The sequence below is a fragment of the Streptomyces sp. WM4235 genome, assembly GCF_001279725.1.
GTDB lineage: Bacteria > Actinomycetota > Actinomycetes > Streptomycetales > Streptomycetaceae > Streptomyces.
Genome location: NZ_LGDE01000371.1, coordinates 1 through 18496 on the forward strand (window position 1 = coordinate 1; position 18496 = coordinate 18496).

Genomic DNA, 18496 nt, shown 5'->3' on the forward strand with positions numbered 1-18496 from the left:
CTCCCACGCCGACCCCGACGCCCACTCCCACTCCCACGCCGACCCCGACGCCCACGCCCACCCCCAAGCCGACGCCGACCCCTACTCCCACGCCGACCCCCACACCGACCCCGAAGCCGTCACCCACGCCCACTCCCACCCCGAAGCCCAGTCCGACGCCCAGTCCTACGGCGAGCGCCGGCCCCACCGCGTCCCCGAGCGCGAGGCCCACCGCGTCCCCGACGGCCACGGTGAAGCCGCGCCCGACCCCCACCCGGCCTGCCGCGGAAACCCCGTAGCCGAACGGTTCTCATCTCGCCCCCGCGTTGCTACGGTGCCTCCTCCCTGACGCCCCATCAGATACCGGAGGCCCCCGGCATGCGCGCTCTCGTCGCCGCCGCCATCGGGCTGGTCGCCGCGCTGGCCCTCGTCCTCGCCATCACGGCGTTCGGGGTGCCGGACGGCACGACCTCGCCCAAGCCCCTGCTCACCACCGCGCCCACCGCGCCCGGAAAGTAGAGGAGGCCCGCCATGCGACGCAGAGCGAGCCTCGTCCTGCTTGCCGCCGCCGTGTTCTGCGCGGCCCTCGCACCGCTGATGCGCTGGTACGCGTACCCCCGGCTCGCCAAGATCCCGCCCGGGCAGTACCAGGAGATGGTCCTGGAGGCCAAGGGCGCGACCCTTCTCGACTACACCGCCGGCATGACGCCCAAGAAGGTCGACAAGGTCACCATCGTCCAGACCCTCAAGGGCAACGTCGAGGCGTCGAAGGAGATCGAGGCGAGCGCAGGCAAGGACGTGGTCGTCTGGGACACCCTGACCCACATCATGGGACCGGACGGGAAGATGGTCTCCCAGATCCCCGAGCGCTACGTCTTCGACGCCCACACCCAGGACCCGGTGCACGCCACCGGCGAGATGGTCGACGGGGACCCGGTCAAGCGCGAGGGCATCGAGTTCAAGTGGCCGTTCTTCACCGAGCCCCGCGATTACCTGTACTTCGACGCGCAGACCCGCGGCTCCTCGCCGATCCACTACGTCGGTCCGCGCACCTTCAAGGGAATGGACGTCTACTACTTCGAGCAGACCATCCCGTGGACCAAGGTGGCGCTGCCGAAGAAGATGCCGATCGAGGGCATCGACCCGAAGACGTTCGAGCAGAACACCGGCACCAGCCTCTGGTACACGGCCAAGGCGATGTTCTGGGTCGACCCGGTGACCGGGGCACCCGTCAACGCCGAACAGGACATCCGGCAGGAGATGCGCGGCGGCATCGCGGCCGGTGCCCAGGACGGCAAGCTCACCGTCTTCGCCGGACACGTGACGATGCGCGAGGACTACGCCGAGTACACCCGCGAACTGGTCGCCGCGAACCGCGTCAAGGTCCTCGCCCTCCACACGTACGCCCCCCTCGGCCTCGCGGTCGGCGGGCTCGCCCTGTTCGGCCTGGCCCTGTGGCTGGAGGCGCGCGCCCGCCGCCCCGAGGAACCGGTCGGCGCCTGACCCGACCGGCCGGCGCCTGACCCGACCGGGCAGTGCCCGACCCGACCGGTCAGCGCCTGAGCCGGGCGTTGGTGTGTCGGGTCGGCTCGGCCGTCGCCGGATCCTGCGGCCACGGGTGCTTGGGGTAGCGACCGCGCAGCTCGGCGCGAACGGCCTGGTAGCCACCGGCCCAGAAGGACGCCAGGTCGGCGGTGACCGCCGCCGGCCTGCCGGCGGGCGACAGCAGATGGACCAGTACGGGCACCCCCGCCACCCGGGGCGTCTCGGCCCACCCGAACAACTCCTGGAGCTTGACCGCCAGCACCGGCTGCTCGCCCGAGTAGTCGACGCGGACGCGTGAGCCGCTGGGCACCTCGATGCGTTCCGGCGCCAACTCGTCGAGCCGGCCGGCCTCCCCGCCGGCCCAGGGCAACAGCCGGTTCAGCGCCTGCCCGGCATCGATCCGGCCCAGGTCGGAGCGGCGTCGGGCCCGGGACAGCTCGGGCTCCAGCCACTCGTCGGCCCGGTCCACCAACGCCGAGTCGTCGGCCACGTCGGGCCACGCGCCCCCGAGCGCCCGGTGCAGGAACCCCAGCCGGGCCCGCAACGCCCGCGCGTCCTGCGACCAGCGCAGCAGACCCAGCCCCTCCGAGCGGAGCCCGTCGAGCAGGGCGCCCCGCACGAGCGCCGGGTCCGGGCTCTTCAACGGGCGCGCCGCGAGTTCGATCGCCCCGAGCCGGGTGACGCTCCGGGCCACCAGGTCACCGTCCTCCCAGCGGACCTCCTCGCCCGACCGGAAGAGGTGCCCCGCCGCCGCGCGGGCGGTTTCCTCGTCGAGCGGCGCCGCGAGCCCGACCCGCGCCGACGCCGCGTGCGGCGGCCGGTCCGCCACGGCCACCGCCAACCAGGGCGCGCTGCGCAGCCCGGAGCCGTCACCGAGCGCGGCGGCCGTCCCCGACGCCATCAGGAAGGCGCCCTCGCCCCTGGCCCGCGCCACCCGCTCCGGGAACGCGAGCGCGGCCACCAACCCGGCGGCGGCGTCGTCGGAGAGCGGACCCCGCCCCACCGGACCCCGCCCGAGGGGATCCCCCACCGGTACGGCGGCCTCCCGCGACGCCGAGGAGCCGGGCTCCCGCGCGGCCCGCTCCAGCCGACGGACTTCCGTCCGCCACCGGTGGCCGTACGCGTCCCCGCCCTGCCGGGCCCGCCGCCAGGCACCGGCCAGATCGTCCCCGTACTCCCGCGGCGGCTCCTCGCTCAGCAGGGCCACCAGCTCCGCCGCCCGCCGGGCACCGAGCGCGGCCGCGCCGTCCAGCAGCGCACGCGCCAACCGCGGGTGCAGTCCGAGCCGGGCCATCCGCAGCCCGCGCCCGGTCGGCCGCCCGGCGGAGTCCACCGCGCCCACCGCGCGCAGCACCTCCCGCGCCGCGCCCATCGCCCCGGCCGGCGGCGGATCCGGCAACGCCAGGCCTGCGGCGTCCGGGTCTCCCCAGCAGGCCGCCTGCAGCGCGAACTGCGCCAGGTCCGCGATCCGGATCTCCGGCGCGGGAAACGCGGTCAGCCGCGCGTCCTCGGCCTGCGACCAGCAGCGATACACCGCCCCCGGCGCCTCGCGGCCGGCCCGACCCGCCCGCTGACGACCCGCCGCGCGCGAAGCCCGCACCGTCGCCAGGGCGCCCAGCCCCCGGGCGTGGTCCACCCGGGGCTCGCGGGCCAGCCCCGAGTCCACGACCACCCTCACACCCGGCACGGTCAGGCTCGACTCCGCGACCGCCGTCGCCAGGATCACCCGGCGGTGCTCCGCCGGCCGCAGCGCCGCGTCCTGGACGGCCGCCGGGGCGCGACCGTGGATCTGCACCACCTCCGCGTCGACCCCGCCCAGCTGCCCGGCCACCCGGCCCAGCTCACCGACGCCCGGCAGGAAGCACAGGACATCGCCGGAACGTTCCGCCAGCGCTCGCCGCACCACCGACGCGACGTGCGTCAGCTGCGCCGGATCCACCCGCAACCCGTGCGGCGGCCGCACGGGACGCGCCGGCGGCGCCCACACGACCTCCACCGGGTACGAGACGCCGGCCGTCTCCACCACCGGCGCGCCGCCCAGCACCCGCGACCACCCGGCCGCGTCGGTCGTCGCCGAGGCCGCCACCAGCCGCAGCTCCGGGCGCAGGGTCTCGCGTACGTCCACCAGGAAGGCGGCGACCGTGTCGGCGTCCAGATGGCGCTCGTGGCACTCGTCCAGGATCACCACGTCCACCCCCGCCAGCTCCTGGTCCCGCTGGAGCCGCTGGAGCAGGACACCCGTGGTCACCACCTCCACCACCGTGTCGGGGCCCACCACCCGCTCCCCGCGCACAGTGAAGCCCACCGAACCGCCGACCGTCTCGCCCAGCAACCACGCCATCCGCCGCGCCGCCGCCCGCGCCGCGATCCGACGCGGCTCGGCCACCACGACCCGACGCGGCGGCCCGCCCCCGGCCGGGTCCGTCAGACCCGCCAGGACCAGCGGCACCAGCGTGGTCTTGCCGGTGCCCGGCGGCGCGCACAACACCGCCGCGCCCTGCCCGTCCAGGGCGGCCACGAGCGCGGGCACGGCGCCCCGTACGGGGAGGGAGTCGAGTTCGGCGCGGCGGATCAAGGGATCAGTCCCTTTCGCAGACGAAGATCGCGGTGCCGGGGATCAGGTTGCCGCGCAGCGGGGACCAGCCGCCCCACTCCTGACTGTTCCACTCGGGCCACTGCGGCTCCACCAGGTCCACCAGACGGAACCCGCCCGCGACCACGTCCCGGACCCGGTCGCCGATCGTGCGGTGGTGCTCCACGTACAGCGCCTCGCCCCGCTCGTCCTGCTCGACGTACGGGGTCCGGTCGAAGTAGGAGGCGGACACCGACAGTCCCTCCGGCCCGGGCTCGTCGGGGAACGCCCACCGGACGGGGTGGGTCACGGAGAAGACCCAGCGGCCGCCGGGCCGCAGCACGCGGTGCACCTCCCGCATCACGTTCACCGGGTCCGCGACGAAGGGGACCGCCCCGTAGGAGGAGCAGGCCAGGTCGAAGGAGCCGTCGCGGAAGGGCAGCCGCCCGGCGTCGGCCTCGACGAGGGGGATGTCGTCCCCGATCCGCAGGGCGTGCTGGAGCTGGCGGTGCGAGAGGTCCAGGGCGACCGGGCGGGCCCCCTGGGCGGCCAGCCAGCGCGAGCACTGGGCGGCGCCGGCGCCGATCTCCAGGACGTCCCGACCCGCGAGGGAGGCGGTGGGCCCCAGGAGCCCGGCGTCGGCCTCGTCGAGCCCCTCCGGGCCCCAGACGAACCGGTCGTCGCCCAGGAACGCGCCGTGATCGCTCTGGTACTCGTCGGCGTTGCGGTCCCACCAGCTCCGGCTGGCGCGACTGCTCTCCGCCTCCGACGCGTCACGGCGCGTGGCCTCGGCGTCGTCCCCGGCGCCGCCGTCGGCTCCGAGCACTTCTTCGTGGGCGTAGTCCTCTTGGTTCATGGGGCCCGTCGTCGTAGTCTGCGAATGTCTGGGTGGCTGCCGTGGTGGCCGCGGGCGTCCGCCGACGCGCGCGCACCTCCGCGGACGTCTCGCGATTCGTTCGGGAAACCCCATCGGGGCCTGCCCGCACACGAATTGTGCCGGTTATGCGGCGATCCGCCCGGGGTGTGCGCCTTCGCGCATTGACCCTGCTGGGCTGCCCCCGTATGCTACAAGTTGCGCTGCGAGCCTGTGCTCCTCAGACCTAGCAGGCTGCGCTTGCATCTGTTGATGTCCCCTCGGTTTTCGAGGCCCTGCCGCCACAGCGGAAGAGGGGCCTCCTTGGCTGTCCGGCTTAGGCAGATGCCGATAAGGGCTCCCGGCGTAGCAGTACCTACGACTTTCTGTCCGTAACCGGAGCCCTTTCCCACATGACGAGCAGCACCGAGACCACCGCCACCACCCCTCCGCAGGTAGCGGTCAACGACATCGGCGACGCGGACGCGTTCCTCGCGGCCATCGACGAGACGATCAAGTACTTCAACGACGGCGACATCGTCGACGGCGTCATCGTCAAGGTGGACCGGGACGAGGTTCTCCTCGACATCGGCTACAAGACCGAAGGCGTGATCCCGAGCCGCGAGCTCTCGATCAAGCACGACGTCGACCCGAACGAGGTCGTCAAGGTCGGCGACGAGATCGAGGCCCTGGTTCTCCAGAAGGAGGACAAGGAAGGCCGTCTCATCCTGTCCAAGAAGCGTGCTCAGTACGAGCGCGCCTGGGGCACGATCGAGAAGATCAAGGAAGAAGACGGCATCGTCACCGGTACCGTCATCGAGGTCGTCAAGGGTGGTCTCATCCTCGACATCGGCCTCCGCGGCTTCCTGCCGGCCTCTCTCGTCGAGATGCGTCGCGTCCGCGACCTCCAGCCCTACGTGGGCAAGGAGCTCGAGGCGAAGATCATCGAGCTGGACAAGAACCGCAACAACGTGGTCCTGTCCCGCCGCGCCTGGCTCGAGCAGACCCAGTCCGAGGTTCGCCAGACGTTCCTCACCACCCTGCAGAAGGGTCAGGTCCGCTCCGGCGTCGTCTCCTCGATCGTCAACTTCGGTGCCTTCGTGGACCTGGGCGGCGTCGACGGTCTCGTGCACGTCTCCGAGCTCTCCTGGAAGCACATCGACCACCCGTCCGAGGTCGTCGAGGTCGGTCAGGAAGTCACCGTCGAGGTCCTCGACGTCGACATGGACCGCGAGCGTGTCTCCCTGTCGCTGAAGGCGACGCAGGAAGACCCGTGGCAGCAGTTCGCCCGGACCCACCAGATCGGTCAGGTCGTCCCGGGTAAGGTCACCAAGCTGGTTCCGTTCGGTGCGTTCGTCCGCGTGGACGAGGGCATCGAGGGTCTGGTCCACATCTCCGAGCTGGCCGAGCGCCACGTGGAGATCCCGGAGCAGGTCGTCCAGGTCAACGACGAGATCTTCGTCAAGGTCATCGACATCGACCTTGAGCGTCGCCGGATCTCGCTGTCGCTGAAGCAGGCCAACGAGTCCTTCGGTGCCGACCCGGCGTCGGTCGAGTTCGACCCGACCCTGTACGGCATGGCCGCGTCCTACGACGACCAGGGCAACTACATCTACCCCGAGGGCTTCGACCCCGAGACCAACGACTGGCTCGAGGGCTTCGACACCCAGCGCGAGACGTGGGAGCGCCAGTACGCCGAGGCGCAGGTCCGCTTCGAGCAGCACCAGGCCCAGGTCATCAAGAGCCGCGAGGCCGACGAGGCCGCCGCTGCCGAGGGTGCTGCCGCCCCCGCCGCCGGTGGCAACGCCGGTGCCGGTGCCGGTGTCTCCGGTGGTTCGTACTCCTCCGAGGGTGCGGACGAGACCTCCGGCGCCCTGGCGTCGGACGAGGCCCTTGCCGCCCTGCGCGAGAAGCTGGCCGGCGGCCAGAGCTGATCGCAGCAGCGCGTCATGCCCTCGCGCCTCGGCGCGAGAGCGGGCTGAGCTGAGCTGAACGACAAGGCCCGTCCCCTTCGAGGGGGCGGGCCTTGTCGCGTTTCCCCGTCGGCACGGCTTTCCCTGTCGGCACGGCTTTCGTCGTCGGCACGGCGCTTCACCGGGCCCGCATCCGGGCATCCATCCCGCGCGGTGCGGGAGTTCGCGGCATTGCGTTCTCGTGAAGGCGGCCAACTGGGGAATGGTGGCGCCTCCTTGGACGTTCTTGGCAGAGAACACGGCGAGGAGGAGTGGTGGCGGTGCTTGATCCACAGGGTTTGTACGAATGGGACGCCAAGGGCCTGGCGGTGGCCGACATGGCGTTGGCCCAGGACTCGGCCGGGCTGGTCATGCTCTACCACTTCGAGGGGTACATCGACGCGGGTGAGGCCGGCGAACAGATCGTCGAGCGACTCCTCGACACCCTGCCCCACCAGGTCGTGGCCCGCTTCGACGCGGACCGACTGGTGGACTACCGGGCCCGGCGCCCGCTCCTGACCTTCCAGCGCGACCACTGGGCGGAGTTCGAGGAACCCAAACTGGAGGTGCGCCTGGTCCAGGACGCCACCGGCGCGCCGTTCCTGCTGCTCTCCGGGCCCGAACCCGACGTCGAGTGGGAGCGCTTCGCGCTCGCCGTCCGCCAGATCGTCGAGCGGCTCGGCGTCCGGCTCGCCGTCAACTTCCACGGCATCCCGATGGGCGTTCCGCACACCCGGCCCGTCGGCATCACCCCGCACGGCAACCGGACCGACCTGATGCCCGGACACCGCAGCCCGTTCGACGAGGCCCAGGTGCCCGGCAGCGCCGAGTCACTGGTCGAGTTCCGACTCGGCCAGTCCGGACACGACGTGCTCGGGGTCGCCGCCCACGTCCCGCACTACGTCGCCCGCTCCCCGTACCCGGACGCGGCGCTGACGGTGCTGGAGGCGATCACGGCGGCGACCGGACTGGTCCTGCCCGCCGTGGCGCACGCCCTGCGCACCGAGGCCCACCGCACGCAGACCGAGATCGACCGTCAGATCCGGGAAGGCGACGAGGAACTGGTCGCCTTGGTCCAGGGCCTGGAGCACCAGTACGACGCGGCCGCCGGCGCCGAGACCCGCGGCAACATGATCGCCGAGCCGGCCGAGATCCCGTCGGCGGACGAGATCGGGCGCGAGTTCGAGCGATTCCTTGCGGAGCGTGAGGGTGAGGGCTGAACCCGGCCCGTCCAGGGCCCGGGCCGTCTAGGCTGCCGAGCATGCTGAAAGTAGGACTGACAGGCGGAATCGGCGCCGGCAAGAGCGAGGTCTCGCGACTGCTGGCGGGGTACGGGGCGGTCGTCGTCGACGCGGACCGCATCGCCCGCGAGGTCGTCGAGCCCGGTACACCCGGGCTCGCGGCCGTCGTGGCGGCGTTCGGGGAATCCGTGCTGACCCCCGAGGGGACGCTGGACCGGCCGCGACTGGGGTCGCTCGTCTTCACCGACGCGGAGAAGCTGCGAACGCTGAACGCGATCGTGCACCCGCTCGTCGGGGCACGGTCCGCCGAACTGGAGAGGGCCGCGGGCGCCGACGCGATCGTCGTGCACGACGTACCGCTGCTCACGGAGAACGGCCTGGCGTCCCTCTACGACCTGGTCGTCGTGGTGGACGCGTCGCCCGACACCCAACTGGCCCGGCTGACCGCACGGCGCGGCATGACCGAGGACGAGGCGCGGTCGCGGATGGCGGCGCAGGCCACCCGCGAACAGCGGCTGGCCATCGCCACGCTCGTCATCGACAACGACGGGCCGCTGGAGGCGCTGGAACCACAGGTGCGCAAGGTGTGGGAAGAACTCACCGCACGGGCCGCCGCCGGGGAGTGAGTGGCGGGTGGTGCGGGAAGGACCCTCCGGCGCGTGCCGGGCGCCCGGGAACAGCGGGCGCGGGCAAGGGCGTTGAACGTGTCCGCAGAGGGAAGGAAAGACATCGTGTCCGACACCACGCCGCCGCAGCCGCCGTCCGCCTCGTCCGCCTCGTCCGCCTCGTCCCCCTCGGGCTCTCCCGGCTCCGCGAGCCCGGAGACGCACGTCATCGACTACCGGGCCGCCGAGCGACTGTTGGCCGCCCGTGACCCGCGCGGAGCCGTCCGACTCCTCGACTCGGTCATAGCCGCCCACCCGGAGAACACGGGCGCCCGGCTGCTGCGGGCGCGGGCCTTCTTCGCGGCGGCGCAACTGCGTGCGGCCACACTCGAATTCGAACTGGTGCTGGAGCGCGAGCCGGACAACGCGTACGCCCACTTCGCGCTCGCCCGGACCCACGAGCGGTCCGGGCGGCGCGAGCAGGCCCGCAAGCACTTCAGGCTGGCCGCGGCCCTCGATCCGCAACCCGAGTACCTGGCCGCGGCCCGCTTCGAGGAGTGAGCGACCTTCGCAGGCGCCGACCTCCGCCGGGGCCGACCCCGGCCACAGCACTAGGTCCGGGGAGGCTCGTACGGAGGGACACCGGGGCCCGGCTGGTAGTGCGGGCCCTGGTGGATGTGGTGTACCACCACCGCCAGGTCCACCGCCGCCAGCAGGACGATCACCCCGCAGGCCGCCGCCCACCCGGGACGACCGACCAGCGAGAACGCGGCAGTCCCGGCGGCGGCCCAGATCAGCCCCCACAGACTCAACCAGAACCGCAGCCGCAGCGGGCTGCGGGCGGTCACCGGCTCGTTACCGGAACGCATGGCCATCGCCTCGAATCGTCGGAGGCCTCGCATCCATGGTCCCACCACCGGCCGGTCAGGGGTTGAGCTTGTTCACCGCCGTCGTGGTCGTCTTCTTGAACGCGGGCACGGGCGCGTCGCCCAGATCGCCCATCTGGCCCCACTTCACGACGGTCACGGTCACGCCGTCACGGCCGATCCCGTACAGGTGTACGCCGGGCTCGGAGTCCGGGACGGAGGTGTGCACCCCGTAGACGTGCGCGCCTTCCTCGACGGGCAGCTTCCCGTAGTCCTGCCAGGAGGCCGTCCCACCCGGAGTCGTCCGCAGCCAGTCGGCGGCGCAGGCCGCGACCTTGAGCTCCAGGGCGGTCGCGAGCTTGGCGGCCGCTGCGTTCGAGGCCGTCCGCACGGAGATCTGCGTCGCGCCGGTGTCGTAGTCGGTGCCGAAGTCGCGGTGCCAACTGCCGGCCGCGGGCAGAACCCCCTCCAGGCAGAACGGGGCGAACTCGGGCAGGCCCTTGGTGACCTTGCCGGCGTACCAGGGGGACGAGGGGTGCGGCGGCAGGTCGGCGCCGCCCAGGAAACCGGGCGCCGCGGATGCCGCGGTGGCGGTGGCCGAGGTGGCGAGGAGCAGCGCGGCGGCGGCGGTGGCGGTGGTCGCGAAGGCGGTGCTGAAGCGTCGGAGCATGGTGGTCGGGTCCCCGTTTCCGGTCGGTGTGGCTGTCGGTGAAGAGCCTCTACCCGGGGCGGGACGGCACGCGACGGATTGGGGCGGTTTCGGGACGCTGGAACGCCCTTATGGCCTTCCACCTGGGGGAACATGCCAGGGTGGAACGGATTCACGGGACGGGGGGCGTCGTGGGCGAGGCGGAACGGTCGGCGGAGGCGGAGAACTTCGCACGGCTCATGCGGGAACTGAAGGAGCGTGGGGGGCTCAGTTACGGCGTCCTGGCACGCCGGCTGCACACCAGTACCTCGACCCTGCACCGGTACTGCAGGGGGGAGGCGCTCCCCGCCGAGTTCGCGGTGGTGGACCGGTTCGCCCGCGCCTGCCGGGCCGGGCAGGAGGAGGCGCTTGAACTGCACCGGGCGTGGCTGCTGGCCGACGCGCGTCGCCGGGCACCGGCGCAGGCGGTCGCGGTGGCCTCGACGCCGCCGTTGCCCGTGACCGTCCCCGTGCCGGTGCCTCCGGCGGCCGTCGAACGGAAGGCGTCGCCCGAGCCGGACCCGGTGGGCGCGAGGGCTCCGGGGGTGGGGTCGCCCTGGTACCGCAGGCGCGCGGTGGCGGTCGCCGGCGCCGGACTCGCGGTGGGGGCGGTGGCGGTGGCGGTCCTCGCGGCGGCCGGGCCCGAACGGGGCAGGGGCACGGCCGGGGCGACGGGGGCGGCCACCGCGGCGGGGACGGGCGCACCGGCCGCGGCCCTGCCGTCGACCCGGCCCTCGTCGTCCTCTTCCTCGAACGCCTCGGGCGGGCCGGCCCCGTCGGCGTCCCCCTCCGCCCCGGCCTCGCCCTCGGACCCGGCCGCGGGGTCGGACCCGACCGGCGACCCGGTCCCGCGGACCCCCACCGCACAGGCACCCCCGGCGGGCGGCGGGGCTCCGGCCGCTCCGGCCGCGCCGCTGCGGGCGGCGGTACGGTCCCACGTGTGGGCCGCCGGCTGCGATCACGCCTACCTCTCCCCCCGGGAACCGGCGGCCGTCCCCCCGCCCCCGGTGGAGGCGGACGCCGCCGCCTGGGCGCGGTCCCAGGGGGCCGTGCACGCGGGGAGCCAGATCGTCGAGATCACCGTGCACGGCACGGGGGAGGGGGCCGTGGTCCTCCAGGGCACGGACGTCCGGGTGGCCGCCCGCCGCACCCCGCCCGCCTGGAACGTCTACCAGATGTCCCAGGGCTGCGGCGGGGGACTGACGCCGGCCACGTTCGCGGTCAACCTGGACGCCCCGAGGCCGCTGGCCCGGCCCGTCGCGGGCAACGACGCCGGGGAGGCGATCCCCGCGCCCACGTTCCCCATGCGGGTCTCGGCCGCGGAACCGGTCGTCCTGCGCGTGGAGACGGCCACCACCGGCTGCGACTGCGACTGGTACCTCGACCTGCGCTGGACCGGTCCCGCGGGCTCGGGCACCCTGCGCCTGGACGACGCCGGAAGTCCCTGGCGCACGAGCGCCCACCCGAACCGCCCGGTGTACGGATTCGCCACGGAGCGGTCCCGCTGGTCCCGCTGAGACGGGCACCCGTGCCGGGCCCGCCCCGGACCGGCCGCCGGCGCCCCGCGCGGGCCGCCGGCCACCGCCCGGCCGGGGCACCGGCGCTGTCAGTGGCCCCACCTAGACTCGACGGCAGACGCGACCGCCGACACCGGGAAGGGAGGATCCACCGTGACGCCGCCACCGCCGCCACCGGCGGATCCCCTCGTCCCGCTGTTGCGGCACGCCTGCGTGTTCCTCCCCGACGCCGTCCCCCGCCGGGGCCGGCTCGTCTTCTGGGCACCCGACGGCGTGCTCCTTCCCGAGGTCGGGACCCCGCATCAGCTGAGCGTCGTCCGCCCGCACGGCAGCGGGGTGCGCGCCCGGACCGTCCCGGCCGTGGCCCTGCCCGTCGTCGACGCGCTGCCCCTGCTGGTCCGGGCGTCCCGCGACCCCGCCGCGGTCTGCGCCCCCGCCACGCGGGCCTGGGCCACCGCCGCCACCCAGGCACTCAGCCTGGTCGCCCGCGGCCGACTGCTCCCCGGGGTGACCGCCGAGGGCGTCGACGCCTGGCGGGTCGGCCCGCTCGACGCCGAGGACATCGCGTACGTGCGCGCCGTCGCGGCCGCCCTGCCCCACGAGTCGTACGCCGCCCCGCTCGCCGGCCGCCGCCCGGTGACGCTCCCCGAACCGGAGGCCCTGGTCCGGGCGTTCCTGGACGCCGTGGCCGACGGCCTGCCCCGTACCCCGGCCGCCCCGGTGGCCGCCGGGCGGCCGTTCGCCGCGTCGGAGCCCCAGCGGGTCCCCGGGATACGGGAGTGGGCCACCCAGGTCGCGGCCGGCGCCGACACCGGGGTGGGGATCTCGCTGCGGCTCGACCTGTCCTCCTTCCGCCTGTTCGACGAGGCCGAGCCCGAGGACGTGCGGCGCGCCGGGGCCGCCGTGGTCCAGGTCCACAGCCTCGCGGACCCGACGCTCGTCGCCGACGCGGACGCGCTCTGGGCCGGCACGGCCGCCGCCGGGTTCGGTCCGCGGGCGCGGATCGACGCCGTGCTCGCCCTGCGCCGGGCCGCCCGGGTGTGGCCGCCGCTGCTGCGCCTGCTGGACCAGCCGGTGCCCGACGCCCTGGCCCTGTCGGATCCGGATCTGGAGGACCTGCTGGGCGCCGCCGCGACCCGGTTGGCGAGCGCCGGGGTCCTGGTCCACTGGCCGCGCGAGTTGGCCCGTACGTTGTCCGCCTCCGCCGTGGTGCGGTCCACCGCGCCCGGCTCCGCCACCGACGGCACGGCCTTCTTCGACGCGGGGCAGCTCTTCGCCTTCTCGTGGGAACTCGCCCTCGGCGGTGACCGGCTCACCCCGGGGGAGATGGACGCGCTCGCTCAGGCGCACCGGCCCGTGGTGCGGCTGCGCGACCAGTGGGTGCGGGTGGATCCCGAGCTGGTGCGCAAGGCCCGCAAGCGGGAGCTGGGCCTGTTGGACCCGGTGGACGCGTTGGCCGCCGTGCTGACGGGGACGACCGAGGTCGAGGGCGAGCCGGTGGAGGCGATCCCGGTGGGGGCGCTCGCAGCACTGCGGGAGCGACTCACGGGCGAGCTCGCTCCGTTGCCGCAGCCCGCCGCGTTGAAGGCGACCCTGCGCGACTACCAGGCACGCGGTCTGGCCTGGTTGGACCTGATGACCTCGCTCGGTCTCGGCGGTTGCCTGGCCGACGACATGGGCCTCGGCAAGACGGTGACGCTGATCGCGCTGCACCTGCACCGGGACCGGGCCGAGCCGACCCTCGTCGTCTGCCCGGCCTCGCTGCTGGGCAACTGGCAGCGGGAGATCGAGCGGTTCGCGCCCGGCACCCCGGTCCGCCGGTTCCACGGCGCCGGCCGCAGCCTCGAAGGGCTGGACCGGGCGGGCGGGTTCGTGCTCACCACGTACGGGACGATGCGCGCCGGCGCCGCCCGCCTGGCCGAGCAGCGCTGGGGCATGGTCGTCGCGGACGAGGCCCAGCACGTGAAGAACCCGCATTCGGCGACGGCGAAGGCCCTGCGCACCATCCCCGCGCCCGCCCGGGTGGCGTTGACGGGCACCCCCGTGGAGAACAACCTCTCCGAGCTGTGGGCTCTCCTCGACTGGACCACGCCCGGGCTGCTGGGCCCACTCACCACCTTCCGGGCGCGCCACGCCCGACCGGTGGAGCACCAGCAGGAGGAGGACGGCGGCAACGACGAGGCGGTCGCCCGACTCGCCGCGCTGGTACGGCCCTTCCTGCTCCGGCGCAAGAAGTCCGACCCCGGCATCGCCCCCGAACTCCCGCCGAAGACCGAGACCGACCACCCGGTGTCGCTCACCCGGGAACAGGCCTCCCTGTACCAGGCGGCGGTGGACGAGGCGATGGCCGTGATCGAGACGAGCGAGGGCATCGAGCGACGCGGGATGATCATGAAGTTGCTGGCCTCGCTCAAGCAGATCTGCAACCACCCCGCGCAGTACCTCAAGGAGGAGCGGCCCCGGATCCCGCACCGCTCGGGCAAGCTCGCGCTGCTGGACGAGTTGCTGGACACGATCCTGGCCGAGGGCGGCTCGGTGCTGATCTTCACGCAGTACGTGACGATGGCCCGCATCATCGAGCGGCACCTGGCGAACCGCGGCATCGCGCACCAACTGCTCCACGGCGGCACGCCGGTGGCGCGCCGCGAGGAACTCGTGGACCGGTTCCAGGCGGGCGAGGTGCCGGTGTTCCTGCTGTCGCTGAAGGCGGCGGGCACCGGCCTGAACCTCACGCGCGCCGGACACGTCATCCACTTCGACCGCTGGTGGAACCCCGCCGTGGAGGAGCAGGCCACCGACCGCGCGTACCGCATCGGCCAGACCCAGCCCGTGCAGGTGCACCGGATCATCGCGGAAGGCACCGTCGAGGACCGGATCGCCGAGATGCTGGAGGCGAAGCGGGCCCTGGCCGATGCCGTGCTGGGCTCCGGCGAGTCGGCGCTGACCGAGCTCTCCGACCGTGAACTGGCCGACCTGGTGTCCCTGCGGAGGCCCGAATGATCACCGCGCGGGACGATCGCCGGCGCACCTTCGAGACCGTGCCCGCCGGGCTGGAGGCGACGACCTGGTGGGGTCGGGCCTGGGTGGTCGCGCTGGAGGAGCGCGCCCCCGACGCGGCCCGCCTCGTACGGGGGCGCGCCTACGCCGCCGAGGGCCACGTCGACGCGGTGACGATCACCCCGGGTCGGATCGTGGCGTACGTCCGGGGGAGCAGGCCCCGCCCGTACCGCACCGAACTGGCACTGCCGGCCTTCGCGGACGCCGAGTGGGGCGAGGTCCTGGAGACGGTGGCCGCCGACCCCGCGGCTCTCGCGGCCCTGCTGGAACGAGAGGTCCCGGAATCCCTCGCGGAGACGATCCTGCCGGGACCGGGCGAACTGCTCGCGCGGTGCTCCTGCCCCGACGTGGGGCGTCCGCCGTGCAAGCACGCGGCGGCCCTCTGCTACCGGGCGGCCCGACTGCTCGACGAGGACCCGTTCGTGCTGCTGCTCCTGCGCGGACGCGGGGAGCGGGAACTACTGGAGGAGCTGACCCGGCGCAACGCCGCCCACGCCGCCCGCGAACAGCCCGACACCACCCCCGACTTCCCCGGGATCCCCGCCCGCGCGGCGGTGGCCCGCACCGTACTGCCCCCGCTGCCGGCGCCGATGCGCGCCCCGGCCGCCCCCGGGCTGCCGCCCGCCTACCCGGCCGACCCCGCCGCGCCCGACCCGCTCGCCCTGGACCAGCTCGCGACGGACGCGGGCGCCCGCGCCCTCGCGCTGCTGGCGACCGGCGAGGACCCGATCGCCGGCCTCACCCTGTGGCAGGACGCCGTCCGACTGGCCTCCGCGCACCCGACGGCCGGCCTGACCGGCGTCGCCCGCACGCTCTACCGGGACCTGGCCCGCGCCACCGGCCGGACCACCACCGACCTCACCCGGGGCGCGGCCGCCTGGCGGCAGGGGGGCCTGCCGGGCCTGTCCGTGCTCGACGAGCCCTGGGACCCGCCGGCCGGCCCCTTCGACCGGGCGCGCCCGGCCCTGCTCGCCGCGGGCCGGGGCCTGTACCGCCCCGACCGCAACCGCCTCACCGCCGGGACCCGTCAGCTCCGGCTCGGCCGCGAGGGACTCTGGTACCCCTACGAGTCCCGCCTCGACGACGCCGACTGGTGGCCCTCCGGCCGGCCGTCCACGGACCCGGTGGCGGCCCTGCAACGCTGAGGGCCCTGACGGAACCGATGCCTCCGGGCAGATCAGACGCCCGCGGACGCCGTCCGGCGGTATCCGGCCGAAACGGTCCGGCGTCGGGGTCCGGCCGACGTCGTCCCGAGCACGGTGGTGCGGCTCGACGAGGTCCGGCCGCCGCGTCGGGGCCTCGGTCCGTGGCGTCCGGGCGCGGTGTCGGGTCGTCAGGCCGGGGCGTCGGGTCCTGGCGTCGCATCGTGGCGTGGCGCGGTCAGGCCCGGGCGTCGGTCCGTGCGGGCGGGTCAGGCCGGGGCGTCGGTCCGTGGCCTCCGGTCGCGGCGCGGCTCGTCAGGCCGGGGCGTCGGGCCGTTCGAGGTGCGTCGCCCAGCGGGTGAGCGCGGCGAAGTCGCGGTCGCGGAGCCCGTGGCGCGGATGGACGCGCAACAACAGGGCCGGGGCGGGGTGATGGGCGGCGACCCAGGCCCGGTCCCGCGGGTTGATCATGTCGTCGACCCAGGCGAACGGACGGCCCGCGGCCCAGGCGAGGAGCGGTCGGGTCTTCCAGGAAAGGCCGTCGGGATCGTGGGCGAAAAGCTCCGGCCACTCGATCACGGGGAGATCACCGGGCAGCCCGATGCGCGGGGCGATCATGGTGTTGGCCTGGTGCATCCAGGTGGTCGCCCAGGCGAGTTCGTAGGGCAGGGCCAGCAACCGGGCGCCGTGGGCGGGGTGCAGGCGGACCCGGAGCCCGCGCCGTGCGCTGCGCGAATCGGGGGCGCGGCGGGACATCCAGATCTCGGGACGCATCCGGTGGCTGTCGTACCCGCGCAGCCCGGCGAGCCGTGACCGGAAGGGGTTGAGAGGGCCGTCCACATCGAGGAGAAGCAGCGGGCTGTTCATCATGAGATAGGCATTACCCCGTACACGATGGGGTGAAATGCCCATCAGCGCTATAACCCGAATGGGGTTACGGCGTTGTTTCCGGTGCGGGTGAGTCGCCCGCGGACTTCTCCGGAAGGCGGGAAACTGATGCGTCACAGTCGTCGCAATGGCTTGATCACGGCGGTGGTTGCGGGAGGTGGACTGGCGGTCGCGGGGGTGAGTGGCTTCGCCTACGCCGACGCGGACGCGGGTGGCAGAGCCGAGGGCTCCCCGGGCCTGCTCGCCGGAAACCTGGTGCAACTGCCGGTGAACACACCGGTGAACGTGTGCGGGAACACCGTGAGCGTGGTCGGGCTTCTCAACCCCGCCGCCGGGAACCGCTGCGCGAACACCTCCCAGGGCGGCGGCGCCCGCTCCGGCCCGGGCGCCTCGGGGCAGGGCCACTCCTCGTCCTCCACGAAGGCCGGCACGTCCAACGGCGGCGGAGCGGTGGCCGACGGACAGACGAAGGGTTCCCCCGGACTGCTGTCCGGCAACGGCATCCAGCTCCCCGTGGACCTCCCGCTGAACGTCAGCGGCAACTCCGTGAACGTGGTCGGAATCGGCAACCCCTCCAGCGGCAACACCTCCGTCAACGGCGGGAAGCCCAGCGGTGGCAAGCCGGTCCAGCCGCCCGTCGTCGTCAAGCCCCCGGTCGTCATCCCGCCGGCGCCCGTCACGCAGGTGAAGCCGCCGGCGCCGCAGACCCCGCAGACGCCGCCCCGGCACACCGAAGCCCTCGCCCACACCGGGTCCGACGGCCTCGGCTACCTGATCCCCGGCAGTGGCGCGCTGCTGCTCGGCGGAGCGCTGATGTACCGCCGCTTCCGTACCCAGGGCTCCGTCTAGATCGTCTCGGCCTGGACCGGCTCCCCGGACGCCGCCCGCCAGCCGTCCAGGATCGCGTCGATCCGCTCCGCCAGCCGGGCCCGGGCGGCGAACCGCGGCACTCCCGCCATGAGCAGGGCGTCGTACTCGGTGTCGAGGTGCCGTACGGCCGCCCGCACCGCCACGGACACCGCCAGTTCGTCCAGGGCCCGGCCGGCGGCGGTTCGACCCACGCGGCCACTGCCGCGCAGCGAGGCGTGCGTCGCGATGGACCGCGCGCGTTCCTCCGGACAACCGGGGAACAGCCGCCGGATCTCGGCGGTGAAGGCCGCCGTGAAGCGGACGTCCTCGGCCGCGCGGCGCAGCCGGTCGCGGTCCCGGCGGCGGGCCCGCACCTCGGCGTCCGCGAGGCAGGCGCGCTCGGCGCGGGCCAGGGCGGCTTCCTCGACCAACAGGCCCTGGCGTTCGTGGCGATGGCGCCGCTTGTGCCGGCGCACCACGACGGCGGAGAGCGAACTGGCCTCCCGCGCACGCCGGGTCAGCGCCGCGTCGCCGCGCGGCAGGTAGACCAGATGGCCGAGGTCGACGCAGTCCAGGCAGCGGGGCACCCCCGCCTCGCGGACGAGGAGTCGGAGCGGGCCCTGCCGGCACTCGGCGCAGTGGATCCGCTTGTGCGACTCGAACACGACAACACTCATGACGGAGTGATACCGCGCCGCGGTCCTCCTATCACCTTGTCGGGCTGGGTTGTTGTCCTTTCATC

At 74.1% G+C, this 18496-nt stretch carries 16 protein-coding genes and 1 pseudogene; 11 read left to right on the forward strand and 6 right to left on the reverse strand.

Translation table 11 applies throughout. The features are described from left to right. The 3 genes and pseudogenes from ADK55_RS36680 to ADK55_RS22620 form a co-directional block, all read left to right on the forward strand. Window positions 1-328 (forward strand): annotated as a pseudogene (locus ADK55_RS36680) (MSCRAMM family adhesin SdrC); the annotation flags it as partial. Between the two features lie 29 nt (window positions 329-357). Continuing rightward, on the forward strand, window positions 358-498 hold the full coding sequence (locus tag ADK55_RS37895) for an SPW_0924 family protein (RefSeq protein WP_107089279.1): 141 nt from the start codon (window positions 358-360) through the stop codon (window positions 496-498). A gap of 12 nt (window positions 499-510) precedes the next feature. Further along, on the forward strand, window positions 511-1482 hold the full coding sequence (locus ADK55_RS22620; protein ID WP_053681526.1) for a DUF3068 domain-containing protein: 972 nt from the start codon (window positions 511-513) through the stop codon (window positions 1480-1482). Between the two features lie 49 nt (window positions 1483-1531). Here ADK55_RS22620 and hrpB read toward each other — a convergent pair whose 3' ends face one another. Together hrpB and ADK55_RS22630 are read right to left on the reverse strand one after the other, a co-directional pair. Further along, window positions 1532-4099 (reverse strand): ATP-dependent helicase HrpB, encoded by a 2568-nt coding sequence (gene hrpB, locus ADK55_RS22625; protein WP_053681528.1) that lies wholly within the window; start codon window positions 4097-4099, stop codon window positions 1532-1534. Window positions 4100-4103: 4 nt separating this feature from the next. Then, a complete protein-coding gene (locus tag ADK55_RS22630; RefSeq protein WP_053681530.1) occupies window positions 4104-4952 on the reverse strand; it encodes a class I SAM-dependent methyltransferase in 849 nt (282 codons plus the stop codon). 410 nt (window positions 4953-5362) lie between these two features. On the opposite strand from ADK55_RS22630, the gene rpsA reads away from it, so the two are divergent. The 4 genes from rpsA (at window position 5363) to ADK55_RS22650 (ending at window position 9308) form a co-directional block, all read left to right on the forward strand. Continuing rightward, window positions 5363-6883, forward strand: a complete 1521-nt coding sequence (rpsA, locus tag ADK55_RS22635) for a 30S ribosomal protein S1 (protein ID WP_053681532.1) — start codon at window positions 5363-5365, stop codon at window positions 6881-6883. A gap of 299 nt (window positions 6884-7182) precedes the next feature. Continuing rightward, entirely contained in the window at window positions 7183-8121 is a 939-nt protein-coding gene (locus tag ADK55_RS22640; protein ID WP_053681667.1) for a PAC2 family protein, read from the forward strand. 41 nt (window positions 8122-8162) lie between these two features. Continuing rightward, window positions 8163-8768, forward strand: coding sequence for a dephospho-CoA kinase (gene coaE / locus ADK55_RS22645; protein WP_053681534.1), 606 nt, complete (start codon window positions 8163-8165; stop codon window positions 8766-8768). 207 nt (window positions 8769-8975) lie between these two features. Beyond that, on the forward strand, window positions 8976-9308 hold the full coding sequence (locus tag ADK55_RS22650) for a tetratricopeptide repeat protein (protein ID WP_053681669.1): 333 nt from the start codon (window positions 8976-8978) through the stop codon (window positions 9306-9308). Between the two features lie 50 nt (window positions 9309-9358). Here ADK55_RS22650 and ADK55_RS22655 read toward each other — a convergent pair whose 3' ends face one another. Together ADK55_RS22655 and ADK55_RS22660 are read right to left on the reverse strand one after the other, a co-directional pair. Beyond that, window positions 9359-9616: a DUF6343 family protein gene (locus ADK55_RS22655; RefSeq protein ID WP_053681672.1), complete on the reverse strand. Its 258-nt coding sequence runs from the start codon at window positions 9614-9616 to the stop codon at window positions 9359-9361. A 55-nt stretch (window positions 9617-9671) separates the two neighbouring features. Beyond that, the gene (locus ADK55_RS22660) at window positions 9672-10283 is read right to left on the reverse strand and encodes a hypothetical protein (protein WP_053681536.1); all 612 of its coding nucleotides are present in this window, start codon (window positions 10281-10283) and stop codon (window positions 9672-9674) included. Window positions 10284-10423: 140 nt separating this feature from the next. On the opposite strand from ADK55_RS22660, the gene ADK55_RS40515 reads away from it, so the two are divergent. The 3 genes from ADK55_RS40515 to ADK55_RS22675 all read left to right on the forward strand — a co-directional run bounded on the left by ADK55_RS40515 (window position 10424) and on the right by ADK55_RS22675 (window position 16020). Then, window positions 10424-11818: a helix-turn-helix domain-containing protein gene (locus tag ADK55_RS40515; protein ID WP_159041521.1), complete on the forward strand. Its 1395-nt coding sequence runs from the start codon at window positions 10424-10426 to the stop codon at window positions 11816-11818. A gap of 153 nt (window positions 11819-11971) precedes the next feature. Next, window positions 11972-14818 carry a DEAD/DEAH box helicase gene (locus ADK55_RS22670; RefSeq protein ID WP_053681541.1) on the forward strand — a complete coding sequence of 949 codons (2847 nt, stop codon included), beginning with the start codon at window positions 11972-11974 and terminating at the stop codon, window positions 14816-14818. Continuing rightward, window positions 14815-16020 (forward strand): SWIM zinc finger family protein, encoded by a 1206-nt coding sequence (locus ADK55_RS22675; protein WP_053681543.1) that lies wholly within the window; start codon window positions 14815-14817, stop codon window positions 16018-16020. The genes ADK55_RS22670 and ADK55_RS22675 overlap by 4 nt, the downstream gene beginning before the upstream one ends. A 312-nt stretch (window positions 16021-16332) precedes the next feature. Here ADK55_RS22675 and ADK55_RS22680 read toward each other — a convergent pair whose 3' ends face one another. Continuing rightward, window positions 16333-16887, reverse strand: a complete 555-nt coding sequence (locus ADK55_RS22680; RefSeq protein ID WP_053681545.1) for an HAD domain-containing protein — start codon at window positions 16885-16887, stop codon at window positions 16333-16335. Window positions 16888-17082: 195 nt separating this feature from the next. Between ADK55_RS22680 and ADK55_RS22685 the strand changes: the two genes are divergently transcribed. Continuing rightward, window positions 17083-17754 carry a chaplin gene (locus tag ADK55_RS22685; protein WP_323181918.1) on the forward strand — a complete coding sequence of 224 codons (672 nt, stop codon included), beginning with the start codon at window positions 17083-17085 and terminating at the stop codon, window positions 17752-17754. On the opposite strand, the gene ADK55_RS22690 is transcribed toward ADK55_RS22685, so the two are convergent. Next, complete coding sequence (locus tag ADK55_RS22690) at window positions 17751-18431, reverse strand: DUF2293 domain-containing protein (protein WP_053681549.1); 681 nt, start codon at window positions 18429-18431, stop codon at window positions 17751-17753. The genes ADK55_RS22685 and ADK55_RS22690 overlap by 4 nt on opposite strands. Window positions 18432-18496: the final 65 nt, after the last annotated feature.

What these genes read in the sequence shown, in the direction of transcription:
- ADK55_RS22680 (WP_053681545.1), bottom strand. Translation starts at nt 16,887, where the DNA reads ATGATGAACAGCCCGCTGCTTCTCCTCGATGTGGACGGCCCTCTCAAC.
- ADK55_RS37895 (WP_107089279.1), top strand. Translation starts at nt 358, where the DNA reads ATGCGCGCTCTCGTCGCCGCCGCCATCGGGCTGGTCGCCGCGCTGGCC.
- ADK55_RS22655 (WP_053681672.1), bottom strand. Translation starts at nt 9,616, where the DNA reads ATGCGTTCCGGTAACGAGCCGGTGACCGCCCGCAGCCCGCTGCGGCTG.
- ADK55_RS22675 (WP_053681543.1), top strand. Translation starts at nt 14,815, where the DNA reads ATGATCACCGCGCGGGACGATCGCCGGCGCACCTTCGAGACCGTGCCC.
- coaE (WP_053681534.1), top strand. Translation starts at nt 8,163, where the DNA reads ATGCTGAAAGTAGGACTGACAGGCGGAATCGGCGCCGGCAAGAGCGAG.
- rpsA (WP_053681532.1), top strand. Translation starts at nt 5,363, where the DNA reads ATGACGAGCAGCACCGAGACCACCGCCACCACCCCTCCGCAGGTAGCG.
- ADK55_RS22660 (WP_053681536.1), bottom strand. Translation starts at nt 10,283, where the DNA reads ATGCTCCGACGCTTCAGCACCGCCTTCGCGACCACCGCCACCGCCGCC.
- ADK55_RS22690 (WP_053681549.1), bottom strand. Translation starts at nt 18,431, where the DNA reads ATGAGTGTTGTCGTGTTCGAGTCGCACAAGCGGATCCACTGCGCCGAG.
- ADK55_RS22620 (WP_053681526.1), top strand. Translation starts at nt 511, where the DNA reads ATGCGACGCAGAGCGAGCCTCGTCCTGCTTGCCGCCGCCGTGTTCTGC.
- ADK55_RS22630 (WP_053681530.1), bottom strand. Translation starts at nt 4,952, where the DNA reads ATGAACCAAGAGGACTACGCCCACGAAGAAGTGCTCGGAGCCGACGGC.